Genomic DNA, 24,654 nt, shown 5'->3' with positions numbered 1-24,654 from the left:
GGGGTCAGGCGACGGCAACGACGTCGAGAATGCGCTGGATCACACGGTCCTGATCGATGCCTGCGGCTTCGGCCTCGAACGACAGAATGATGCGGTGGCGAAGTACGTCGAAGACCATGGCCTGTATGTCCTCGGGGCTGACGAAGTCCCGGCGGGCCAGCCACGCGTGGGCGCGTGCGCAGCGGTCCAGGGAAATCGAACCGCGTGGGCTGGCGCCGTAGCCGATCCATTCGGCAAGCTCAGCGTCGAACTTGGCCGGTGTGCGGGTCGCCATGACCAGCTGCACCAGGTATTCCTCGACCGCGTCGGCCATGTACAGGCCGAGAATTTCCTTGCGTGCGGCAAAGATGGCCTGCTGGCTGACGCGACGCTCGGGCTTGGTTTCGCCGTTGAGCGCTTCGCCGCGGGCCTGCTGGAGAATCTTGCGCTCCACCGTGGCGTCCGGAAAGCCGATCTTGACGTGCATGAGGAAGCGGTCGAGCTGAGCTTCGGGCAGCGGGTAGGTGCCTTCCTGCTCGATCGGGTTCTGCGTGGCCATCACCAGAAACAGGGGCGACAGGTCATAGGTGCTGCGGCCTACGCTGACCTGGCGCTCGGCCATGGCTTCGAGCAGCGCCGACTGCACCTTGGCCGGCGCGCGGTTGATTTCATCGGCCAGCACCAGGTTGTGGAAAATCGGGCCTTGCTGAAACACGAAGCTGCCGGTTTCAGGGCGATAGATTTCCGTGCCGGTGATGTCGGCGGGCAACAGGTCGGGCGTGAACTGTATCCGGTGGAACTGTGCTTCGATGCCTTCGGCCAGCTCTTTGATCGCCTTGGTCTTGGCCAGACCCGGCGCGCCTTCGACCAGCATGTGACCGTCGGCCAGCAGCGCGATCAGAAGTCGCTCGACCAGTTTCTCCTGCCCCAGAATCTGAGTAGAGAGAAAGGTTCGCAGCGCGATCAACGCTTCACGATGTTCCATCGATGACAGTTCCTGGCAGGGGAGGCAGCAGCGCCAAGGGGCGCCGAAGCTGGGGGCGTTACTTTAATCCATCCGGAGGGGCGGCGACTAACCGGCTCAGGCTTTTTTCGGCAATTTCGGCCATGTATGAGGCGAAAATGAGAATTGCCTGACAAGTCCGGCGAAGATCGGCGTTTTGCCGCACCTGTGTTGTTCGATGTCAAGGCGGTTGGATACCGACGTCATGCTGCCTGTCCGCTACCTGGCGGTTGACAGTGGCAAGCGATTCAGGGAGGCGGTCGAGCACTGGCTGAGAACGCTGGCACCAGAAGCGTTCAGGCGCTGATTTCGCTGGTGTAGGTGCCGACATCCCTCAGGATAATCCGCAGCGTTGCATCCAGGTCGGCCAGTTCGCTGGCGGGGGTGCTGTGCCGGATTTCAAAAATTGTCTGGCCATCGAAGGGTCTGGCGTCCGTGGCATCGATTTCCACCATCAGCCGTTGTGCGCCGAGCGTGACGCTGAGGTGTTCGACATGAATGGTGTCGTCGCGGAAGGTGATGTCCACTTCGTCTTCGTCAGGGAAGCGCGCCAGCAAAAAAAGGTCGCCATTGCTGCCGTGGCAACAGGCCAGCGCCATGTCATCTTCTTCCTCGTCGCAAGGGTTATGGATGAAGCTGTCGGTGGTGATTTGCATGGGCGTGGTCCTGAGGCTCAAGTGGTGGGCAGACGATGATTTTGCCAGTCCTGAAGAAATTTTGCGCTTTGCCCGACCGGATTCCTGATGACGGGGGCCGATACTTTTGCGGACGCGCACCGTAGGAATAAAAAAAGCAAAGTTGGCAATTCCTACGAACGTGGGAAATATCCTGCAACTTCTGGCGCATCGTTCGACGATCTGCGCTGAACCGGTCTACATACACCCACTCTTCGCTGGGGCATTCTTGCTCAAAGGGAAACAACAGGCAGCAGGCTGATGTCCGAATATGTCGCAGCACCGCAAGCAGGTGCGGGGTCGCTCTCGTTAAGCTGCGCAGCAGATGAACGGACGCGCGGCCGAGCCTGCCTGGGCAGACGCCGCGTCGATCGTCATCCGGGCCAATTCGATGTGACGACGCACACACGACAGGCGTTAGTACTTCAGGCAAAGCGAATCGCTCTGCTCGCTGTCACGTTTTGCTGACTATCATCGATCAGGCGCAAACGTGGCACATGGCCCCGATACCACGCATCTCTCCTATATAAAAGCTCAAGCCAAGCGGAGTACCACAGATGGCGTTCTTCACCGCAGCCAGCAAGTCCGACTTCCAGCACCAACTGCGAGCGGCACTGGCTCAGCACATCAGTGAACAGGCACTGCCACAAGTGGCGCTGTTCGCCGATCAATTCTTCGGCATCATTTCCCTCGACGAACTGACCCAGCGCAGGCTCTCCGACCTCGCCGGTTGCACCCTGTCGGCCTGGCGCCTGCTCGAGCGTTTCGAACACGCCACGCCGCAAGTCCGGGTCTATAACCCCGATTACGAGCGTCATGGCTGGCAATCGACGCACACCGCCGTTGAAGTCCTGCATCACGACCTGCCGTTTCTGGTGGATTCGGTTCGCACCGAGCTGAACCGTCGCGGCTACAGCATCCATACGCTGCAGACCACCGTGCTGAGCGTGCGCCGTGACGAGAAGGGCCAGTTGGTCGAGCTGCTGCCCAAGGGCACAAGCGGTGATGGCGTTCTGCAAGAATCGTTGATGTACCTGGAAATCGACCGTTGCGCCAACGCAGCCGAATTGAATGTGCTGGCCCGCGAGCTGGAGCAGGTGCTCGGCGAAGTGCGTGTTGCAGTCGAAGATTTTGAGCCGATGAAGGCTAAGTTGCATGAGCTGCTGGCCGGTATCGACAGCATTGGCTACAACGTCGACCCGGACGAGAAGTCCGAGGTCAAGGTGTTCCTGGAATGGCTGGTCGACAACCATTTCACCTTTCTGGGCTATGAGGAATTCACCGTCGATGGCGACGGCGAGGGTGGCCAGCTCACCTACGATCAGTCTTCGTTTCTCGGCCTGACCAAGCTGCTGCGCGCCGGCCTCACCGCCGAAGACCTGCACATCGAAGGGTATGCAGTGAATTACCTGCAGGAGCCTACGCTGCTGTCCTTCGCCAAGGCCGCTCACCCGAGCCGCGTGCACCGCCCGGCGTACCCGGACTATGTATCGATCCGTCAGATCGACGCCGACGGCAACGTCATCAAGGAATGCCGTTTCATGGGCCTTTACACCTCGTCGGTGTATGGCGAAAGCGTGCGCAACATTCCATACATCCGTCGCAAGGTCGCCGAGGTCGAGCGTCGTTCCGGTTTCGATGCCAAGGCGCACCTGGGCAAGGAATTGGCCCAGGTGGTCGAAGTCCTGCCGCGCGACGACCTGTTCCAGACGCCGGTGGACGAGCTGTTCACCACGGTCATGTCCATCGTGCAGATCCAGGAACGCAACAAGATCCGCGTCTTCCTGCGCAAGGATCCTTACGGGCGTTTCTGCTATTGCCTGGCCTACGTGCCGCGCGACGTTTATTCGACCGAAGTGCGGCAGAAGATCCAGCAAGTGCTGATGGAGCGCCTCAAAGCCAGCGATTGCGAGTTCTGGACCTTCTTCTCCGAGTCCGTTCTGGCCCGCGTGCAGCTCATCCTGCGCGTAGATCCGAAGGTCACGCTGGACATCGATCCGCAGCAGCTGGAAAACGAGGTCATTCAGGCCTGCCGTTCCTGGAAGGACGACTACGCCAGCCTGATCGTCGAGAGCTTCGGCGAAGCTCAGGGCACCAATGTCCTGGCCGACTTCCCGAAGGGCTTTCCGGCAGGTTATCGCGAGCGTTTCGCCGCGCATTCCGCTGTTGTGGACATGCAGCATGTGCTGAGCCTGTCCGAAAGCAATCCGTTGGTGATGAGCTTTTATCAGCCTCTGTCCGGCGACAAGGCGCAGTTGCACTGCAAGCTCTACCACGCCGACACGCCGCTGGCGCTGTCCGACGTGCTGCCGATCCTGGAAAACCTGGGCCTGCGCGTGCTGGGCGAATTCCCTTACCGCCTGCGCCACACCAACGGTCGGGAGTTCTGGATTCACGATTTCGCCTTCACCTATGGCGAAGGTCTGAAGCTGGACCTGCAACAGCTCAACGACACGTTGCAGGATGCCTTCGTCCACATCGTGCGCGGCGAGGCGGAAAACGATGCCTTCAACCGGCTGGTGCTGACCGCCGGCCTGCCATGGCGCGACGTCGCATTGCTGCGCGCCTATGCCCGCTACCTGAAGCAGATTCGTCTGGGCTTCGATCTGGGCTACATCGCCAGCACCCTGAACAACCATGCGGACATCGCCCGTGAGCTGACGCGTCTGTTCAAGACCCGCTTCTATCTGGCGCGCAAGCTGACCGGCGGCGATCTGGACGACATGCAGCAGCGTCTGGAGCAGGCGATCCTCACGGCTCTTGATGGCGTTCAGGTGCTCAACGAAGACCGCATCCTGCGTCGCTACCTTGATCTCATCAAAGCGACCATGCGCACCAACTTCTATCAGACGGATGCCAATGGTCAGAGCAAGAGCTACTTCAGCTTCAAGTTCAATCCGCGTCTGATCCCTGAATTGCCCAAGCCGGTGCCGAAATTCGAAATCTTCGTCTACTCGCCGCGGGTCGAGGGCGTCCATTTGCGCTTCGGTAATGTGGCGCGTGGCGGTCTGCGCTGGTCCGACCGCGAAGAAGACTTCCGCACCGAAGTGCTGGGTCTGGTGAAGGCTCAGCAGGTGAAAAACTCGGTCATCGTGCCGGTAGGCGCCAAAGGCGGCTTCCTGCCGCGTCGTCTGCCGACCACCGGCACCCGCGACGAAATTCAGGCAGAGGCGATTGCCTGCTATCGCATCTTCATTTCCGGTCTGCTCGACATCACCGACAACCTGAAAGAAGGCGCATTGGTGCCACCTGCCAACGTTGTGCGTCATGACGACGACGACCCCTATCTGGTCGTGGCGGCCGACAAGGGAACGGCGACTTTCTCCGACATCGCCAACGGCATCGCCATCGACTACGGCTTCTGGTTGGGCGACGCATTCGCTTCCGGTGGTTCTGCCGGTTACGACCACAAGAAGATGGGTATCACCGCCAAAGGTGCCTGGGTGGGAGTGCAGCGTCACTTCCGTGAACGCGGCATCAACGTTCAGCAGGACAGCATCAGCGTGATCGGCGTCGGCGACATGGCGGGCGACGTGTTCGGCAACGGCCTTTTGATGTCCGACAAGTTGCAGCTGGTAGCGGCGTTCAACCACTTGCACATCTTCATCGACCCCAACCCGGAGCCTGCAAGCAGCTTCGCCGAGCGTCAGCGTCTGTTCGACCTGCCACGTTCGGCGTGGACCGATTACGACACCAGCATCATGTCCGAAGGTGGCGGTATCTTCCCGCGCAGCGCGAAGAGCATCACCATCACGCCGCAGATGAAGGAGCGTTTCGACATCACTGCAGACAAGCTGACCCCGACCGAGCTGATGCATGCATTGCTCATGGCGCCAGTGGACCTGTTGTGGAATGGTGGCATCGGCACCTACGTCAAAGCCAGTACCGAAAGCCACGCCGACGTCGGCGACAAGGCCAACGACGCCCTGCGCGTCAACGGCAATCAGTTGCGCTGCAAGGTCGTGGGTGAGGGCGGCAACCTGGGCATGACCCAACTGGGTCGCGTCGAATTCGGTCTGCTGGGCGGTGCAACCAACACCGATTTCATCGACAACGCTGGCGGCGTTGACTGCTCCGACCATGAAGTGAACATCAAGATCCTGCTCAACGAAGTGGTGCAGGCCGGTGACATGACGGAGAAGCAGCGCAATCTGCTGCTCGAAAGCATGACCGATGAAGTGGGCAACCTGGTGCTTGGCAACAACTACAAGCAGACCCAGGCCTTGTCGCTGGCGGCACGTCGTGCCTATGAGCGCATTGCCGAATACAAGCGCCTGATGAGCGATCTGGAGTCCCGTGGCAAGCTGGATCGGGCCATCGAATTCCTGCCTGCCGAAGACCAACTGGCCGAACGCATTGCCGAGAAGAAGGGCCTGACCCGGGCGGAGCTGTCGGTACTGATCTCCTACAGCAAGATTGACCTCAAGGAAGCGTTGCTCGAATCCCGTGTGCCGGATGATGACTATCTGGCGCGTGACATGGAGACGGCATTCCCGCCGTCACTGGGTGCGAAATTCTCCGAGTCCATGCGTCGCCATCGCCTGAAACGCGAAATCGTCAGCACGCAGATCGCCAACGATCTGGTCAATCACATGGGCATCACGTTCGTGCAGCGGCTCAAGGAGTCGACCGGCATGAGCGCTGCCAACGTGGCCGGCGCTTATGTGATCGTGCGCGACATTTTCCATCTGCCGCACTGGTTCCGTCAGATCGAAGCGCTGGACTACAAGGTCCCGGCTGAGATCCAGCTGGCGCTGATGGATGAGCTGATGCGTCTGGGCCGTCGCGCCACCCGCTGGTTCCTGCGCAGCCGTCGAAACGAACTGGATGCGGCACGCGACGTGGCGCATTTCGGTCCGCATATCGCGGCACTGGGACTGAAACTGGACGAACTGCTGGAAGGGCCGACTCGCGAAGTCTGGCAAGAACGTTACAAGGAGTACGTCGATGCGGGCGTGCCGGAACTGCTGGCGCGCATGGTCGCGGGCACGACCCACTTGTATACGCTGTTGCCAATCATCGAGGCGTCGGATGTCACTGGCCAGAACGCTGCCGATGTCGCGAAGGTGTACTTCGCGGTGGGCAGTTCGCTGGACGTGACCTGGTACCTGCAGCAAATCAGTGCCCTGCCGGTGGAGAACAACTGGCAGGCGCTGGCACGCGAGGCCTTCCGTGATGACATCGACTGGCAACAGCGAGCGATCACGGTGTCCGTTCTGCAAATGGCCAACGGCCCTGCGGACGTGGAAGAGCGTCTGAACCTCTGGCTGGAGCAGCATCTGCCGATGGTCGAGCGCTGGCGCGCGATGCTGGTCGAATTGCGTGCGGCCAGTGGCAATGACTACGCGATGTACGCCGTTGCCAACCGTGAGCTGCTGGACCTGGCCATGAGCGGGCAAACCGTCGTGGTGTAAAGTTCGGTTGAGTCGTCACCAAAGCCCCGCATCGAGAGATGCGGGGCTTTTTTGTTTGGGGGCGATGAGGACGTCCGCAGGGGCATCGCCAGGCTGTAGGTGAGGGGATTCCTCCCATCGGATAGGACCTGTAGTCAGCGCGTTGTAGTCCTTTTCGGAAAAACCTGCAGCGCTCTCCTTTTGTGTTTCTGCGCTCAGACAGCGGCGGTTTTAGCCTCTAGATTTCGCGCTTTTCTCAGCGCGGAACACGGAATGTCTGACGCCCTTTGGGCTGCCCGTCAGGGTGACGCCCTTGCCCATAGTTCAGTGATGGCCGACGTGTTCGGTGGCGCGCTCGAGGTGTTCGCCACGGTGGGAGTCGGTGCTCTGGTGAGTGCGGCGATCGTCGCCGCTGCGGGCGCGACCGTCGCCACAGCCGGCCTCGGCGCCTGTGTGCTGGGTGTGGTCGTCGGGGGCGCCGTCACGGTTGGCATGCACCTCACTGGCGCAAACAGCCAGCTGACTGAGTTTTGCGAAAACCTGGCCAATGATCTTTTCCCGCCGACCGTCTGTGCGCGTATCTCAACGGGCTCGCACAACGTTTTCATCAACGGACTGCCAGCCGCGCGGGCCGCCGGCGCCACTGCCTCTGCTCCTGACGACCTGCCTGAAGACCCGGTGCCGGAGGGCACTTTTCTGGACGTGGCCAAAGGCTTTTTCTCCGAGCTGTGGCGACCTACCGTGGCGACCCCGGATCCCGGCGCCTCGCCGCTGCCGGACGATCAGATCCTTTGCGACAGACATCCCGGCACACCGGGGCAGTACCTGGCCGAGGGCTCGAGCTCGGTGTTCATCAACGGCCAGCCCGCGGTGCGCAGCGCCGATCGCAGTACCTGCGACGCCACAGTGGTTTCATCGGGATCAATATCGCCGAACGTGCGCATTGGTGGCGGCAAGGCGGTCGTGCGCACCATCCGCAGTGGCAAGACGCCGGGCGTCGGCCTGGCCGTTTCTGCACTGATGATGCTGCGCGGTGGCCCGGCAGCATTCGTGAGCAATCTGCCCTGTCTGTTGCTGGGCACCGCCAACGCTTATGCCGTGGGGGCGGTCGCCGAGGCATTGAGTAGAGCGGTTTCCGGTTCGCCAAACCCGGTGCATGCGGCAACAGGCGCCAAGGTGCTCGGCGGGCCTGAGGAACTGGATTTCGTATTGCCCGGCATGTTGCCCATTCAGTGGCAGCGCTTCTACAGCAGTCGGGATGAGCGTCGCCACGGGCTGTTGGGCGCGGGCTGGAGCGTGCCGTTTGAGGTGAGTGTAGAGCTCGAGCCACTCGCGGAAGGCGGCGAGCGGCTGATTTATGTCGACGAACAGGCGCGGCGAATCGACATGGGCGCAATCACGCCCGGCAGCGCGGTATTCAGTCCGGGCGAGGGGCTGGCGGTCAGGCGGCATGCCGACGGGCGACTGCTGATCGAGAGCGAGGACGGGGTGTACCGGCTGTTCGAGCCGAACCTCGTCGCGCCCACGTGCTTACGGCTCAGTCAACTGGGAGACCGCAACGACAACCGTATTCATCTGGTGTACGACGCGCAGGGACGCCTTGCGCACTTGCATGACGCGCTCGATATCGTCCGCATCAGGTTGGTGTACTCGGCGCAATGGCCGGGGCGGATCGCCCACGTCGAGCGGCTGTTCGATGACGGACCTGGCGCGGTTCTGGTCCGCTACGCCTATGACGCAGAGGGCAATCTGCGCGAAGTGCACGATTCGCTGGACAAGGTTCAGCGGCGTTTCGCCTATGACGCCCGGCGCCACATGGTTGAACACCAGTTGCCCTCCGGGCTGCGCTGTTTCTATGAATGGGCCCTGATTGATGCCCGCGAGTGGCGGGTGATTCACCACTGGACCGATGATGGCGACGCATATCGTTTCGCGTACGACCTGAGTGCGGGCAGCACCGTTGTCACTGACGGCCTGAATCGCCGCAGCGTGCGCCGATGGGACAGTCAGCATCAGATCACCGAGTTCACCGATAACCTCGACCAGACGTGGCAGTTCGTGTGGAACGATGAGCGTCAGCTGATCAGCGCAACCGACCCTGCTCTTGGCCTCTGGACATTCGGCTATGACGAAGCCGGCAACCTGAGTTCGACCAAAGATCCGCTCGGGCGCACCGAGTCAACGCTATGGCTGGAGCATTGGTCGCTGCCCCGCGCGCAAGCCGATGCGGCGGGCAATCACTGGCACTACCGCTACGATGCGCGCGGCAATCGCACCCATGAAGCTGACCCGTTGGGTCAGGTGACTCGCTACCGTTTCGACGAGGATGGCCGGGTCGTCGAAATCATCGATGCCAGCGGCAAGAGCAAGCAGCTGCGCTGGAACGCGTTCGGGCAGTTGCTCGCTTACGTTGACTGCTCGGGGTACACGACCGAGTTTCAGTACGACCGGCTCGGCTTTCTGAACCGCATTACCGACGCATTTGGCGAGCCCACTGATTACTGCCATGACGCTCAGGGACGTTTGCTGCAACGCGAGTCGCCGGTCGGGCGCATCGAGCGTTTCCTGCGAGACGACAGCGGTTTGCTCATCGGTTACGTCAACGCCGCCGGGGACCTCACGCGATACCAGTACAACCGGCGGGGTCAGCTGCAAAGACGTCTGGATCCTCATGAACGAGCGGTCGACTATCACTACGACGCTTACGGCCGGCTGGATGCCCTGATCAACGAGAACGGCGAAACCTACCGCTTTGGCTGGGACGCCGGTGACCGACTTTCGTCCTGGCAGAACCTGGATGGTGGCCAGCGCCACTACCGCTACGACGCGCTGGATAATCCGGTCTGGATCCGTCAGGTAGCGGGCGAGGAAGCCATCGTCCATGTGCTGGAGCGAGACGCTGTTGGCCGGCTGCTCGCCAGACTGACCGACGATGGGCGCACTGCGTATGACTACGATGCACTCGACAATCTCGTCGAAGTCAGCTTTACCGATCCGGACGGCGATCGGCAAAGCATCGGGTTCTGCTACGACGGTCTGGGTCAATTGCTCAGCGAAACCACCGCCACTGGCACGCTTCATCATCGGTACGACGAACTCGGCAACCTGATCCAGACCCGCACGCCCGATGGGCGCTGGATAAATCGGCTGCTCTACGGCAGCGGTCACCTGCACCAGATCAACCTGGACGGTGAGGTCATCTGCGATTTCGAGCGCGATCGTCTGCACCGCGAAGTGATGCGAACCCAAGGCCAGATCCACACGCGCAGCGCCTACGATCGCAGCGGCCGGCTGCACTCACGCACGCGTCAGCACGTCAGCCGCCCCAGACCGCTGCCAGCCGACAGCTCGAAAGATTACGAGTACGACCTGATCGACAACCTGACCGGCCGGGTCGATCACCAACATCATGAACACCACCGCACCCTGTTGGCGTACGACGCCAGCGGTCGGATCCTGTCCACTCAGGACAGCCAGAGCGGGCTGCTGGAGCAATTCGCCTACGATCCCGCGGCCAACCTCATGGACGGCCCGCCATCGCGCAACGGTCGGGTCACTCATAACCGGCTCGTGTCTTACGAGGACAAACGCTATCGATACGACAGCTTCGGTCGCCTGATCGAGAAACGCAGCGCCGCGCGCGGCCTGCAGCGGTTCGTCTACGATGCCGAAAGCCGCCTCATCGAAGTGCGAAACCCCGACCGTCATGTCGTGCGCATGACCTACGACCCGCTGGGCCGACGCATCGGCAAAACGTTGCTCCATCCCGCCGGTCATGTGCTCAGCGAGACCCGATTCACGTGGGACGGTCTGCGCCTGCTGCAGGAAGCGCAAAACAGCCTGCCGACCCTTTACCTCTACGCCGACGGAAGCCACGAGCCCTTGGCCCGCGTCGATGGCCGAGGCGAACACCAGACCGTCCGCTATTACCACAACGACCTCAACGGCCTGCCGGAACAACTTACCGAGGCCGACGGCCAGCCTGTATGGCAGGCGCGCTACCGAGTCTGGGGCAACACCGCCCGGGAAACCCGCGAAGCCCACTTCGTCGAAAACCAGAACCTGCGCTTCCAGGGCCAATACCTTGATCGTGAAACCGGACTGCACTACAACACCTTCAGGTTCTACGATCCGGATATAGGCCGCTTTACAACCCCGGACCCGATCGGATTGGCGGGCGGACTGAACCTGTACCAATACGCGCCGAATCCGGTGGGGTGGGTAGATCCGTGGGGGTGGAGTTGTACTCCCAACAAGAAATCGTCCTATCAAGGGAAGAGTCGAAGAGATGCGTTCAGGCAGGCCAAGCGAGACGCGGACATTCCGTTGACTCAGTCTCCCTATTCGGTGGGCAACGAGAAGTTGTTAGATGGTTATGACGGCTATGTTTATAAAAAAGGGCGAATGGTTTATACCAGGCAATATTATTTCTTGGATATTAAAGGTGCGCGAATAATTATTCAGGATCACAGCTATGGCCATTTGAAAGCAGTGCCTTTCAGGGGCGCAGAGCCACATTTCAACGTCAGGCCAATCATAAACCCTAAAACTGGAACTGTGGAAGGTACGCATGGGCACTATAATTACTGAGGCGACTAGGTTTTTGGAGTGCGCTGGTAATGATGTATTTGTTGAATCTATTTATCCCGAAGGAGTGGGCGAGGCTCTGATTGGGCAGTTCGGATTGGATCAAGGCAGATTCAGTATCAATTTGCATATCTACACCGAGCCGGCAAAAAAAATACCAAAATGGGGTGTATGGGGGACGAATTATAACGTTGTGGTTCTGAAATTTATCGGCGATGGTCTGAAGATTATAAAAGTTGAAAACTGGGATTGCTTTGGAAAAGCTGAGCTATTGTGCAGCAGGGATGGTGACCGATACTGTATCTCTCAACGAGGTCCAACTTGGGAGTTTGAGGTTCTATTCGGGATCTTGGTCTTCCAAGGAGCTGAAACGTATGTAGATGAGGAAGCGCGCGGCTAAAATTTCACATGGAGATTCAATGATGCTCTTGAAATTTTTAGGCGGCCGCGCTCGGAAAGCACACATGCACTCCGAAGCGGCCTCTTTCAACGCTTTACAACGTGCTTAAGCTTGAACAACCAAAATGTTGCGCTGGCTGCGATTTCACGTAATTCGACGATCTGGCTGAAGGGTAAACGATACATCAGCTGCCACGCTGTGGATCGTGGCCGCGTACTCATTGTATTCCCCGACGATCGGCAGGCGACCCAGGATCCAGGCAGCGAACGCTAGCTCAGCCGAAGCCAGCTGAACGTTCGCGCCATCGCTCGAACGGTTCGTGAAATTACGGTTCAATGTCGACACAACGGTGGAGTTCGACTGAACGCATGTCTGGTTATCCATGCACAGTGGAGCAGCTGGGCCATTTCCATGCGCGCTCGTTCTGCTGTAGATGCGGGAATAGCTGCTCCCGTCAATTGGTTCAAAAACCTGCATGGAGGAGGGATATGATGGTTTTGTTAGCAAGAATATAAAAAGTCTAAACCTCGCTACTGTCGCTTTACGACCAGCAGGGAGACTAATGGTCAAGACATGGCTATAGCCATGTAACCGCGGTGCCAATTCATGGGTGGAACCGTACTTCAAATATTAGGCGTTTGACAGACCGGAAACCGGATCCGTAGAGGGTACTCATGGATACTACAATTGCTGATGTAGTATATAAAAACTTTGTAGACTGTGTTGATAATAACATTTTTTTACAGTCTGTCTTTCCGTCAGGCTTAGGTGATGTGTTGGTAGGGCAGTTTGGTTTGGATGAGGGGAGCTTTTCGCTTAATATTCATGTTTTAAAACAGCCTGATAGGGAAATTAAGAAGTGGGGTATCTGGGGGGTTAACTATGACGTCATTGTCATTAAGCTGCTCGGTTCCGGGGTGGATGATATAACCATACGGAACTGGCAAAAACTTACCGCTGGACCGCTGCTCTGTTGGATTAGAGAAAATAGATTGTTCATTAGCTGTCAATCTGAAGGCAGGTTTTTTCAAATTTCATGTTCTGGCTTGATTTTTCAGTCAGGCAGTACTTATATCAAATAAAAATGAAATGGAGAATGTTTTCGCGACGCTTCCGTTGGATGCATATACCTGTTTGTTTGATGAGGTGGTAATGTACACGAATGGAGGCAATCCTACATTTGTCAAGAGGAAATAGTATGCTCGAAAAGAATGAAATGATCGAGCTCTCAGGTGGGGAGCCATGTTTGTATTGAAGGAGATCGAATATTTGCTGATTTCTTTAAACAAAAATAGCCGGTTACTACTACAATCGTGCCGACGCACCACCTACCGATCAAACAGAGGTCGAATACGAACTGAAACCACCCGGTTCATAGATCAAAATCAAATAACGCGCCGTCTCGCCAAGGTGAGAAGAGTTGTCTCAGAGAAGTTTAATAATGGCCGTGGTGATGATGATATGAGTGACCTTGAGCGAGAGATGGAGTTGCTTAGATATTGGGAAAAGCCAGGGGGCTAGTAGGGCTGGAGTCGAATCGTGGATTTATTAGCCGATATATTTTAGGGCTGGCAAAGGTTCACTCCCGTACCCCTCTGTCGGCTGAGATAAGCCAGACTGGTAATCTACTGTTAGCTTAGTATGTATACGTTCAGCGAGCGAGGGCGGGACCGAACTCGTCCCCGGAACCCACGGGCATTATAATTTTTAGGTGCTTAACATGAATGTAATAGACATGATAGATGGCAACCTGTTTTTGAAAAAATTGTTCCCGGATGGCCTCGCTGGGCCCCTTTATCTAGGGCAGTTCGGCCTAGAGGGCGCAGGAAGATTCAGTATGAATATTCACACTCGGCAACGGCCTGCGATAGAGGTAGCCAAATGGGGGATATACGGTAAGCATTATGACGTGATTGTTATCGAGCTTTTAGGGTGTGGGGTAAGAAATGTCAGCATCGAAAACTGGATAAATGCCGATTATGCTGTTTTTGATTTCTCAAAAGAGGGGCAGGATATACGTATTGCCGCTAGCGGGGCTGAGTGGGCATTTGAGGCTACAGTCGCAAGCTTTAATTTTCAACGCTGTAGTACCTATATCAATGGAGAGCCTGAGGAGTACTAGAGTGTTTCTCGAAACTTATCTGGTCAATTTCTTCTCCACAAGCCTCTAGCTTATTTTGCGTTCATGACGTGTTCTACAGCAATAGGTCATGAGGCCAAGCCTTTTTTCTCCATGTCAGCTTCAAAATTCTAGCCATAAAAAAAACCCCGCCAAAGCGGGGCTTTTTCAACGCGGTATTACGTGCTTACGCTTGAACGACCGGGATATTGGCGTTGGCTGCGATTTCACGGAATTCGGCGATCTGGTCGAAGCTCAGGTAGCGATAGACATCGGCTGCCATGCTGTCGATCTTGCCCGCGTACTCCATGTATTCCTCGACGGTCGGCAGGCGACCCAGGATCGATGCAACGGACGCCAGCTCAGCCGAAGCCAGGTAAACGTTCGCACCATCGCCCAGACGGTTCGGGAAGTTACGGGTCGATGTCGAGACCACAGTGGAGTTCGGCTCAACGCGTGCCTGGTTACCCATGCACAGCGAGCAGCCCGGCATTTCCATGCGCGCACCGGCTTTGCCGTAGATGCCGTAATAGCCTTCTTCGGTCAGCTGATGGGCGTCCATCTTGGTCGGAGGCGACAGCCACAGACGCGTTGGCAGCTGGCCCTTGACCTGATCCAGCAACTTGCCCGCAGCGCGGAAGTGGCCGATGTTGGTCATGCACGAACCGATGAACACTTCGTCGATCTTCTCACCAGCGACGCTGGACAGCAGACGGGCGTCGTCCGGGTCGTTCGGCGCGCACAGCACAGGCTCCTTGACGTCGGCCAGATCGATTTCGATGACTTCGGCGTATTCAGCGTCAGCATCGGCTTCCAGCAGCTCAGGGTTGGCAACCCAGGCTTCCATCGCCTGAGCACGACGCTCCAGAGTACGTGGGTCGCCGTAGCCTTCGCCGATCATCCAGCGCAGCAGGGTGATGTTCGACTTCAGGTACTCGGCGATCGACTCTTTCGACAGCTTGATGGTGCAACCGGCAGCGGAACGCTCGGCCGACGCGTCAGACAGTTCGAACGCTTGCTCGACGGTCAGGGTTTCCAGACCTTCGATCTCCAGGATGCGACCCGAGAAGGCGTTTTTCTTGCCTTTCTTCTCGACGGTCAGCAGGCCTTTCTGAATCGCGTAGTAAGGGATCGCGTGAACCAGGTCGCGCAGGGTAACGCCCGGTTGCAGCTTGCCTTTGAAGCGAACCAGGATCGACTCCGGCATGTCCAGCGGCATGACGCCAGTGGCAGCGGCGAAGGCGACCAGACCGGAACCGGCCGGGAACGAAATACCGATCGGGAAGCGGGTGTGCGAGTCGCCACCGGTGCCCACGGTGTCCGGCAGCAGCATGCGGTTCAGCCAGCTGTGGATGATGCCGTCGCCCGGACGCAGCGAAACGCCGCCACGGGTCATGATGAAGTCAGGCAGCGTGTGGTGGGTCTTGACGTCGATCGGCTTTGGATAAGCGGCGGTGTGGCAGAAGGACTGCATCACCAGATCGGTGGAGAAGCCCAGGCACGCGAGGTCTTTCAGTTCGTCACGGGTCATCGGACCTGTGGTGTCCTGAGAGCCGACGGTGGTCATCTTCGGTTCGCAGTAAGTGCCCGGACGGATGCCGTCGGTGCCACAGGCCTTGCCGACCATCTTCTGCGCCAGGGTGAAGCCTTTGGTGCTGGCAGCAGGGACTTCTGGCAGCTTGAACAGGGTCGAAGGCGGCAGGCCCAGCTCGGCGCGCGCCTTGCCGGTCAAGCCACGACCGATGATCAGCGGAATACGGCCGCCAGCGCGAACTTCGTCCAGCAATACTGGCGTTTTCAGTTCGAACGTGGTGATGACTTCGTCACTGTCGTGCTTGGTGACTTTGCCTTCGTACGGGTACACGTCGATGACGTCGCCCATGTTGATGCTCGACACATCGAATTCGATAGGCAGTGCGCCCGCATCTTCCATGGTGTTGTAGAAGATCGGAGCGATCTTGCTGCCGAAGCAGAAGCCGCCGGCGCGTTTGTTCGGGACGTAAGGAACGTCATCACCGAAGAACCACAGCACCGAGTTGGTCGCCGATTTACGCGAGGAACCGGTACCGACCACGTCACCGACGTAGGCGATAGGGAAACCTTGACCGCGCATTTCTTCGATCTGCTTCATCGGGCCGATGGAGCCTTGCACGTCAGGCACGATGCCGTCGCGGGCCATTTTCAGCATGGCCAGGGCGTGCAGCGGGATATCCGGGCGCGACCAGGCATCAGGCGCAGGCGACAGGTCGTCGGTGTTGGTTTCGCCGGTGACTTTGAAGACGCGCAGGCTGATTTTCTCGGCCAGGGTCGGGCGCTTCTGGAACCACTCGCCGTCAGCCCAGGACTGCAGCACGGCTTGAGCGTGTGCGTTGCCGTTCTTGGCTTTTTCCGCGACGTCGTGGAAGGCGTCGAACATCAGCAGTGTGTGCTTCAGTTGCTCAGCGGCGACCGGCGCAAGCTCGGCGTCGTCCAGCAGATCGACCATGGTGACGATGTTGTAGCCGCCCTGCATGGTGCCGAGCAGCTCGACGGCGCGCTTCTTGTCCAGCAGAGGGGAAGTGACTTCGCCCTTGGCCAGAGCGGAGAGGAAACCGGCTTTGACGTAGGCAGCTTCGTCAACTCCAGGTGGAACGCGATTGGTGATCAGGTCAAGCAGGACAGCTTCTTCGCCAGCCGGTGGGTTTTTCAGCAGCTCGACCAGGCCTGCGGTTTGTTCGGCGTTAAGCGGCTGGGGCACGATACCCTGGGCGGCACGCTCTTCGATGTGTTTACGGTAGGCTTCAAGCACAGTATTACCCTCATCAGTGGTCCCAAATGGGTGTCCGGGACGCTCATCCGGAAAAGGTCCGCGACCGTGCATGTCAAAACTTTTTGAGTTTCTTGGCAGGAAGCTGACGATTTCCAACAGAAGCTGTTTTCAAAGTTTTACGCCTGCATGAGCGGTTCGGCGGAGGGGACGCAGGCGAGCCTGCGTCGTGGAACCGTCTGCGGGGTAGGCTTTCAAGGAAAGCCCTGACTGTGCTCGTGACGCTTTGAAAACAGCTTCCAACGGACATTGGCGCCTTAAAAGGCCCGGTGATTCTACGGCAAAAAAAAACTAAAGGTAAGTTAGCCCCTACATCTTCAGGGGTGTACCGCGTTAGACAAAGGGCTAACATGCGGGCTCGTTTTGTCCGCCGCCGTGTCTTCCCGCCATGCCCAACCACATCATCAAAACGCCCTGCGTGGGGCTGTGTTCCACCGTCTACGGCGACCTGGTGTGTCGCGGCTGCAAGCGTTTTCATCACGAGGTCATTCACTGGAATGGCTACAACGAAGATGAAAAGCGAGCAGTGTGGTTACGCCTGGAGCAGCTGCTGGTGCAGGTCATGGCGGCAAAAGTCGAAGTGTTCGATCCCCACAAGCTGCGCCTGCAACTGGAACAACGCAAGATCCGCTTCGTGCCGCAGCAGTCCGAATACTGCTGGGCCTATCAGTTGATCGCTCGCGGCGCGCGCGTCATCAATCAGCTGGACGCCTACGGCATGGTGTTGCTGCCTGAATTCCGCGACTGGTCGCTGCCCGAATTGCGAGATGCCATTGATCGGGAATTTTTCCTACTCTCCGAAGCGCACTATGAACGCTACATCGCGCCAGGCTTTCTGAAGGACGCCATGGGCGGGGTTTGATCGCGTCAGACGCACTGCGGGGCGCGCTTGTCGGCGATTGCGCCAGTCGCCAGCCCATCAACCCTTCGCCAGCGCCTCTTCCAGGTGCTTGAGTATTTCCTCGCTTTTGAGCACCAGCACGTCACTTTCCAGTGAGTCGAGCACCACTTCTGCGGTATTGCCGATCAACGCGCCGGAAATGCCTGTCCTGCCCACCGTACCGATCACCGTCACCGCGGCTTTGAGATGATGCGCCGTGTGAGGGATCAAGACGTCCGCTGGCCCTTGAGCGATATGCAGGTGGCTGTCGTCGACGTTGAATTCGGCCTGGAACGCCCGGCATTGCTCGCAATACTGCGCTTCGACGTCCGTTGACAGCGGGTAGACCGGGTCGGCGGCGGACAGCATGGGGGAGGGGTGGGCGGTGATGACGTGCAGGTCAATGCCCGTGAGACGGGCCAGGTCATAGCCGTACTGAACGATGCTGTGATGCAGGGCGCAATGCTCGCCATCCGGATTCCCCACGTCGACCGCTGCCAGCACGGGCGAACCTTTCCACGGTCGGTCGGTTTTGACCAGCAACACCGGGCACGGGCAGTAGCGCAGCAGCTTCCAGTCATCGGGCGTCAGCAGCGCCTTCTTCAGGGGGCTGTCGGGGAAATGCTGTTTGATAACCAGATCCGAGCCTTCGGCCTGCTGCACGTTGATGATGGTCTGGTGCACACTTTCATGCCAGTCCTGCTGGGCGGTGACATTGAAGTCCTCGGCGAGCAGGTCGTGCTTGAGCGTCGTCAGCAACTCGGCATGGTTGGAATGTTTGTCACATACCAGCAGATGCAGGCTCGCCCCAGTGTGATCGGCGAGCAGGCACGCCCTGCGCATGGCCAGGCTTTCAGCCTGATCGGTTTCGGCGTCGGGCTCGATGACTACGAGAATCCTGCGAATCGATTGCATGAGCTGATCTCCCCTGAAAGGCGTCCCGAAACCTTCGGTCATCGGCGCCTGTTGACTCTTCCTTTTTCACTTGCGGTTTCACCTGCCATTTCACTATAGATGCCTGCGCTCACTCAGGGAGCCGATCAGGTTCAGCCTTTTGATGGGGCAAGGCTGGTTCTGCCCGGCAGGCCCCGTATAATGCTGCGCCTTGCCCAGCCAGTCAGTTGTGAACTCATGCAGATTTATCCAGAAGTCGACGCCTTCCTGCTTTGCCCCACCCCGGACAGCTGGGTTCAGGCGGCCCTGCGCAATCTCGACATTCTGTTGATCGACCATGCGAACAACGAAAAGAAGGCTGCCGGCGCCGCTTTTCAGTTCATGTTCCAGTACAACGACAAGTTCGACCTGCTGGCGAAGATGTCGCGTCTGGCCCGGGAAGAACTGCGTCATTTCGAACAGGTGATCGGCATCATCAAAAAGCGTGGCATTCCGATGGCCAACATCAGTTCGGCGCGTTATGCCGGGTCGCTGCGCAAGCGGGTGCGCAACCACAACCCTTATCGCCTGACCGACGCATTGATCGTCGGCGCCATCGTCGAGGCGCGCTCATGCGAGCGGTTTGCTGCGCTGGTGCCGCACCTGGATGCGGACCTGTCGAAGTTCTACGCCAGTCTGTTGAAGTCCGAAGCGCGGCACTTTCAGGACTATCTGAAGCTGGCCTACACCTATGGCGACGAGGCCGACGTGGACGCCAAGATCGAAGAAATCCGCTTGGCCGAACGCGAACTCATCGAAAGCCCGGATGAAGACTTCCGCTTCCATAGCGGCGTGCCGGCGTTTTAGACCCTTCTCTTTGATCAGGCGCTTCGTGCGCCTGTCCGCCATTCGCCCTGCGCCAGCGAGACTGGCGACATCCTTCGGATCTGCATTCGGCAAACACGTTTGTCTGAAACTTTGCATCCTAAAAAATGTTTCATTGTGTGTTAGCTGCCTAGGCAGTTATATTTTCACCCACTTACTGCCTAGGCAGATAATTGGTGACTATCAATGGCGCATTTCACTCCTGAAAATTTCCAGGACAGCCTGCTGGGCATGCTTCTGGGCCGCACTGAACAACTGAAAAACCGCATCCTCGACAAGCATCTTGAGCCGCAGGGCGTGACTGCCCAGCAGTTCAAGGTGTTGATCATGATCGCCAGATTCGGTGCCGAAGCGCCTGCGGATCTATGCCGCATGCTCTCGCTGGACAGTGGTTCGATGACCCGCATGCTGGACCGTCTGGAGCAGAAAGACCTGCTCGCCCGCACGCGTTCGGAAGTGGATCGTCGGCAGATCCGGCTGGTGCTGACCGAGGGCGGCAAGGCGCTGTCCGATCTGCTCCCGCAGATTGGCGCTCAGGCGATGAACGAGATGGTCGGCGTGCTGGACGACAGCGAACTGGCCATGCTGGAAAAGATCCTCACCAAGATTCTGGTTGCCTCGGCCGATCCCATCACGCTCGCCAGGATTGCCGAACGATGAACATTCAACGCAAACAGGGCGCTGCCTTGCGCACCTCTCTGAGCCTGATTTTCGGGGCGATGGTGCTGGCCGGTTGTGCCAGTTCCAAAGGCCTGGACACTGAAGGCGTGGGTCTGGACGCCAACACGTTGCAGGCCGGACAAAGCCTCAAGGGCGTCAATCTGTCCGCCGCGGCCTGGCCTCGGCCGGATTGGTGGACCAGCCTGGGCGACCCGCAACTCAACGGCCTGATCACCGAGGCCCTGCGTGACAGCCCTGACATGCAGATCGCGTCTGCACGCAGCCATCAGGCCAGTGCCGCCGCCTACGCCGCCGACGCTGACCGGATGCCGACGGTCGATGCCGACGCCAGTGTCAGCCGCTCGCGTCTGGCCCGCGATCAGGACCCGTTGGGGCAGGGCAGCCGTTACAGCACTCTGCGCAGCCTGAGTGCGAATTTCAATTACAACTTCGACTTGTGGGGCGGACAGCGTGCCGCGTGGGAAGCGGCCCTTGGCCAGGCCCGCGCCAGCGAAATCGACCAGCGCGCGGCGCAATTGACGCTCGCCGCCAACGTCGCACGCGCCTACAGCGATCTGGGGCAGGCCTACGTGGTACGCGATCTGGCCGCCGAAGACCTCAAGCGCACACGCCAGTTGTTGGAACTGGGCGCACGGCGCTTCAAGTCCGGGATCGACAGCGAATACCAGTATCAGCAGACCGAAAGTCTGGAAGCCGGCTCCCGCGAGGCGCTGGTCGATGCAGAAAAACGCCTGCGCTCGGCGAAGATCGCGTTGGCGGTGTTAATGGGCAAAGGCCCGGATCGCGGCGAAGAGCTCGTTCGGCCCAATGTTCTGAAGCCTGCTGTGGTGGCGTTGCCATCGGTGGTGCCGGCCGAGCTGTTGGGTCGTCGTCCTGATCTGGTGGCGGCGCGCTGGCGGGTCGAGGCGGCGAGCAAGGACATCGTTGCCAGCAAGACCAACTTCTACCCGAACCTCAATCTGAGCGCGTCGGCAGGCGTGGAGTCGCTGTTGGGCGATGCGATGTTCGGCTCGGCCAGTCGCTTCTTCAATGTCGCGCCGACGGTTTCGTTGCCGATCTTCGACGGCGGCCGTCGACGCGCCGATCTCGATGCGCGCGATGCCGATTACGACCTCGCGGTCGCGCAGTACAACAAGAGCCTGGTGCGCGCCTTGGGCGATGTCAGCGACAACATCGGCCAGTTGCGCGCGATCGGTGCGCAGATCGACGCGCGCCAGCAGGCGACAGACGTCATTCAGAAATCCTTCAACACCGCCACTCAGCGCTATTCGTCCGGCATCGGCAACTACCTGGATGTGCTGAGCGTCGAGCAACAACTGCTGCAGTCGCAGCGCCAACTGGCTGATCTCAACGCGGAACGAATCGATCTCTCGATCCAGTTGATGCAGGCCCTGGGGGGAGGCTTCGAAGAAAGCAGACCCGGCGAAAACGCCGCCCCGGCTGTCCCGTCAACTGCTTCGCTGACCCATTAAGGTACTCGTCATGGCCACTGCCGATAACGAAAACAACGCTGCAAACGAACAAAAGGACGCTCAGGGCCAGAATGCCCAGAACGCCGCAAAGGACTCGCAGGACTCCGGTAACAAACAAGGCCAGCCGGCCCGCAATCCCCGCAAGCGCAAATGGCTGCTTGTGGGCCTTGCGGTGGTTGTGGTGCTGGCCGGTCTTGGCGTCTGGGGCTGGTACGAGATGTACGGCCGCTGGTACGAGAGCACCGATGACGCCTATGTCAACGGCAACGTGGTCGAGATCACGCCGCAGGTCACCGGCACCGTCGTCAGCATCGGCGCCGATGATGGTGATCTGGTCCGCGAAGGGCAGGTCCTGGTTCAGTTCGACCCGAACGACGCGGAAGTCGCGCTGCAAAGCGCCGAGGCCAACCTGGGTAAAGTGGTGCGTCAGGTCCGTGGCTTGTACAGCAACGTAGACGGCATGAAAGCCCAGCTGGCCGCGCAGCGCGCCGAAGTGCAGAAGGCTCAGGACAACTATAACCGTCGGCGCAATCTGGCCGCCGGCGGAGCGATTTCCCAGGAAGAGCTGTCCCACGCCAAGGACGACCTGACCAGTGCGCAGAACGCCCTCAACAACATCCAGCAGCAACTGGCGACCAGCACCGCGCTGGTCGACGACACGCAGGTTTCGTCGCACCCGGACGTCAAGGCTGCCGCCGCTCAGTTGCGTCAGGCCTACCTGAACAGCGCGCGCAGTACGTTGATCGCGCCGGTCACCGGTTATGTCGCCAAACGTACCGTGCAGTTGGGGCAGCGGGTTCAGCCGGGCACGGCGCTGATGGCGGTGATTCCGCTGAATCAGCTGTGGATCGACGCCAACTTCAAGGAAACCCAGCTGGGCCAGATGCGCATTGGCCAGCCTGTGGACATCGAAGCTGACCTGTACGGCAGTGACGTCAAGTACAGCGGCACGGTGGACAGTGTCGGTGCCGGCACCGGTAGCGCATTCGCGCTGCTGCCCGCGCAGAACGCCACCGGCAACTGGATCAAGATCGTGCAGCGCGTCCCGGTGCGGATTCACATCAATCCCGACGAGCTGGCGCAGCATCCTTTGCGCATCGGCCTGTCGACGGTCGTCGATGTGAATCTGCACGACCAGAGCGGCCCGGTCCTGGCGCAGCAGCCGCCCAAGCAGGCGTCGTTCACCACAGACGTCTACGTCAAGCAACTGGCTGATGCCGACACGCTGATCGCACGCCTGATCCACGAAAACAGCGCATCGGCTCCCGGCAAGACGGCCCAGCGCTGACCTATGGCTCCGGCCTTGGCCGGAGCGACATTTGAGTGTCAAAGGATGTGCGATGAGTAACAACGCTCCCGCTTCTTTTACGCCGCCAAGCCTGTTGTTGACGACGATAGGCCTGTCGCTGGCGACCTTTATGCAGGTGCTCGACACCACGATTGCCAACGTCGCGCTGCCGACGATTTCCGGCAACCTCGGGGTGAGTTCGGAGCAGGGCACGTGGGTCATCACCTCTTTCGCGGTCAGTAACGCGATTGCCTTGCCCCTGACCGGCTGGCTCAGTCGGCGGTTTGGTGAAGTGAAGCTGTTCATCTGGGCCACGCTGCTTTTTGTGATGGCCTCGTTTCTCTGCGGAATTTCCACCTCGATGCCTGAACTGGTGGGTTTTCGGGTCGTACAGGGCGTCGTCGCCGGGCCGCTTTATCCGATGACGCAGACGCTGCTGATCGCGGTCTATCCGCCCGCGAAACGGGGGATGGCGCTGGCACTGCTGGCGATGGTGACGGTGGTCGCGCCGATTGCCGGGCCGATCCTCGGTGGCTGGATCACCGACAGTTACACCTGGCCGTGGATCTTCTTCATCAACGTGCCGATCGGTTTGTTCGCCGCGTTCGTGGTGCGCACGCAAATGGCCGCCCGCCCGGTCAAGACCAGTCGTCAGCCGATGGATTATGTGGGCCTCATCACCCTGATCATTGGTGTGGGCGCCCTGCAGATCGTGCTCGACAAGGGCAATGACCTGGACTGGTTCGAGTCGAATTTCATCGTCATCGGCACGGTCATTTCGGCCATTGGCCTGGCGGCGTTCGTGATCTGGGAAATGACCGATGATCATCCGGTGGTCAATCTGCGGCTGTTTTCCTATCGCAACTTCCGGGTCGGGACGATCTGTCTGGTGTTCGGTTATGCAGGGTTTTTCGGCATCAACCTGATCCTGCCACAGTGGTTGCAGACGCAAATGGGCTACACGCCCACCTACGCGGGGCTGGCTGTGGCGCCGATCGGCGTGCTGCCGGTGCTGGCCTCGCCGTTCGTGGGTCGATATGCGCACAAGTTCGACCTGCGCCTGCTGGCAGGGCTGGCGTTTCTGGGCATCGGCATGAGCTGCTTCATGCGCGCGGACTTCACCAGCCAGGTCGACTTTACCCACATCGCGCTGGTGCAGCTGTTCATGGGAGCGGGCATTGCGCTGTTTTTCATGCCGACGCTGAGCATTCTGCTGTCGGACCTGCCGCCGTCACAGATTGCCGACGGCTCGGGGCTGGCGACGTTTTTGCGTAACCTGGGCGGCAGTTTCGCGGCGTCGCTGACGACCTGGATCTGGATCCGCCGGGCCAACCAGCACCACGCGTACCTCAGCGAGAACGTCAACAGCTACGAGCCGACGACGCGGCATGCGCTGGAAACGTTGGGCGGGGCGAGCAATCAGGCCTATGCGCAGCTCGACAGCATGGTCACCAGTCAGGCGTACATGATGTCCACCGTGGACTACTTCTACATGATGGGCTGGATATTCCTGACGCTGATTCTGATCATCTGGCTGGCCAAACCTCCGTTTACTGCCAAGGCCGGACCCGGCGGCGGGCATTAAAAAAGGCGCTTCCCCTCGGGAAGCGCCTT

At 59.3% G+C, this 24,654-nt stretch carries 16 protein-coding genes; 11 read left to right on the top strand and 5 right to left on the bottom strand.

The features are described 5' to 3' along the window. Positions 1-4 precede the first annotated feature (4 nt). Both QRN36_RS22085 and QRN36_RS22080 read right to left on the bottom strand, forming a co-directional pair. Positions 5-964 (bottom strand): MoxR family ATPase, encoded by a 960-nt coding sequence (locus QRN36_RS22085; protein ID WP_285426020.1) that lies wholly within the window; start codon positions 962-964, stop codon positions 5-7. A 314-nt stretch (positions 965-1,278) separates the two neighbouring features. Then, on the bottom strand, positions 1,279-1,638 hold the full coding sequence (locus QRN36_RS22080) for a hypothetical protein (protein WP_285426019.1): 360 nt from the start codon (positions 1,636-1,638) through the stop codon (positions 1,279-1,281). 575 nt (positions 1,639-2,213) lie between these two features. Between QRN36_RS22080 and QRN36_RS22075 the strand changes: the two genes are divergently transcribed. The 3 genes from QRN36_RS22075 to QRN36_RS22065 all read left to right on the top strand — a co-directional run bounded on the left by QRN36_RS22075 (position 2,214) and on the right by QRN36_RS22065 (position 12,036). Further along, entirely contained in the window at positions 2,214-7,070 is a 4,857-nt protein-coding gene (locus QRN36_RS22075) for an NAD-glutamate dehydrogenase (RefSeq protein ID WP_285426018.1), read from the top strand. Positions 7,071-7,322: 252 nt separating this feature from the next. Further along, positions 7,323-11,639, top strand: coding sequence for an RHS repeat-associated core domain-containing protein (locus QRN36_RS22070; protein ID WP_285426017.1), 4,317 nt, complete (start codon positions 7,323-7,325; stop codon positions 11,637-11,639). Further along, positions 11,620-12,036, top strand: a complete 417-nt coding sequence (locus tag QRN36_RS22065) for a hypothetical protein (RefSeq protein WP_285426016.1) — start codon at positions 11,620-11,622, stop codon at positions 12,034-12,036. Before QRN36_RS22070 ends, QRN36_RS22065 begins: the two co-directional genes overlap by 20 nt. 144 nt (positions 12,037-12,180) lie before the next feature. Here the strand turns inward: QRN36_RS22065 and QRN36_RS22060 are convergent, their stop codons facing one another. Next, complete coding sequence (locus QRN36_RS22060) at positions 12,181-12,513, bottom strand: aconitase family protein (RefSeq protein ID WP_373568785.1); 333 nt, start codon at positions 12,511-12,513, stop codon at positions 12,181-12,183. A 197-nt stretch (positions 12,514-12,710) separates the two neighbouring features. On the opposite strand from QRN36_RS22060, the gene QRN36_RS22055 reads away from it, so the two are divergent. Both QRN36_RS22055 and QRN36_RS22050 read left to right on the top strand, forming a co-directional pair. After that, positions 12,711-13,118 (top strand): hypothetical protein, encoded by a 408-nt coding sequence (locus tag QRN36_RS22055; RefSeq protein ID WP_285426015.1) that lies wholly within the window; start codon positions 12,711-12,713, stop codon positions 13,116-13,118. Positions 13,119-13,756: 638 nt separating this feature from the next. Further along, positions 13,757-14,158, top strand: a complete 402-nt coding sequence (locus QRN36_RS22050; RefSeq protein ID WP_285426014.1) for a hypothetical protein — start codon at positions 13,757-13,759, stop codon at positions 14,156-14,158. Between the two features lie 184 nt (positions 14,159-14,342). On the opposite strand, the gene acnB is transcribed toward QRN36_RS22050, so the two are convergent. Next, positions 14,343-16,943 (bottom strand): bifunctional aconitate hydratase 2/2-methylisocitrate dehydratase, encoded by a 2,601-nt coding sequence (gene acnB / locus QRN36_RS22045; protein WP_285426013.1) that lies wholly within the window; start codon positions 16,941-16,943, stop codon positions 14,343-14,345. Positions 16,944-17,349: 406 nt separating this feature from the next. Between acnB and QRN36_RS22040 the strand changes: the two genes are divergently transcribed. Beyond that, positions 17,350-17,823 carry a DUF1289 domain-containing protein gene (locus QRN36_RS22040; protein ID WP_093464099.1) on the top strand — a complete coding sequence of 158 codons (474 nt, stop codon included), beginning with the start codon at positions 17,350-17,352 and terminating at the stop codon, positions 17,821-17,823. Between the two features lie 57 nt (positions 17,824-17,880). On the opposite strand, the gene QRN36_RS22035 is transcribed toward QRN36_RS22040, so the two are convergent. Next, the gene (locus QRN36_RS22035; RefSeq protein WP_285426012.1) at positions 17,881-18,756 is read right to left on the bottom strand and encodes a universal stress protein; all 876 of its coding nucleotides are present in this window, start codon (positions 18,754-18,756) and stop codon (positions 17,881-17,883) included. A gap of 216 nt (positions 18,757-18,972) precedes the next feature. Here QRN36_RS22035 and QRN36_RS22030 point away from each other — a divergent pair, with 216 nt between their 5' ends. The 5 genes from QRN36_RS22030 to QRN36_RS22010 all read left to right on the top strand — a co-directional run bounded on the left by QRN36_RS22030 (position 18,973) and on the right by QRN36_RS22010 (position 24,625). Next, positions 18,973-19,581 (top strand): tRNA-(ms[2]io[6]A)-hydroxylase, encoded by a 609-nt coding sequence (locus tag QRN36_RS22030; RefSeq protein ID WP_285426011.1) that lies wholly within the window; start codon positions 18,973-18,975, stop codon positions 19,579-19,581. Between the two features lie 204 nt (positions 19,582-19,785). Next, complete coding sequence (locus tag QRN36_RS22025) at positions 19,786-20,259, top strand: MarR family winged helix-turn-helix transcriptional regulator (protein WP_093464101.1); 474 nt, start codon at positions 19,786-19,788, stop codon at positions 20,257-20,259. Continuing rightward, entirely contained in the window at positions 20,256-21,752 is a 1,497-nt protein-coding gene (locus QRN36_RS22020; RefSeq protein WP_285426010.1) for an efflux transporter outer membrane subunit, read from the top strand. The genes QRN36_RS22025 and QRN36_RS22020 overlap by 4 nt, the downstream gene beginning before the upstream one ends. A 10-nt stretch (positions 21,753-21,762) precedes the next feature. Beyond that, the gene (locus QRN36_RS22015; protein ID WP_285426009.1) at positions 21,763-23,040 is read left to right on the top strand and encodes an HlyD family efflux transporter periplasmic adaptor subunit; all 1,278 of its coding nucleotides are present in this window, start codon (positions 21,763-21,765) and stop codon (positions 23,038-23,040) included. Positions 23,041-23,092: 52 nt separating this feature from the next. Beyond that, positions 23,093-24,625 carry a DHA2 family efflux MFS transporter permease subunit gene (locus QRN36_RS22010; RefSeq protein WP_285426008.1) on the top strand — a complete coding sequence of 511 codons (1,533 nt, stop codon included), beginning with the start codon at positions 23,093-23,095 and terminating at the stop codon, positions 24,623-24,625. Positions 24,626-24,654: the final 29 nt, after the last annotated feature.

The sequence above is a fragment of the Pseudomonas sp. efr-133-TYG-103a genome, assembly GCF_030209235.1.
In the GTDB taxonomy this organism is placed as follows: Bacteria; Pseudomonadota; Gammaproteobacteria; order Pseudomonadales; family Pseudomonadaceae; genus Aquipseudomonas.
The sequence above is the reverse complement of the archived record's forward strand: the minus strand, read 5'-3'. Positions and strand labels throughout refer to the sequence as shown.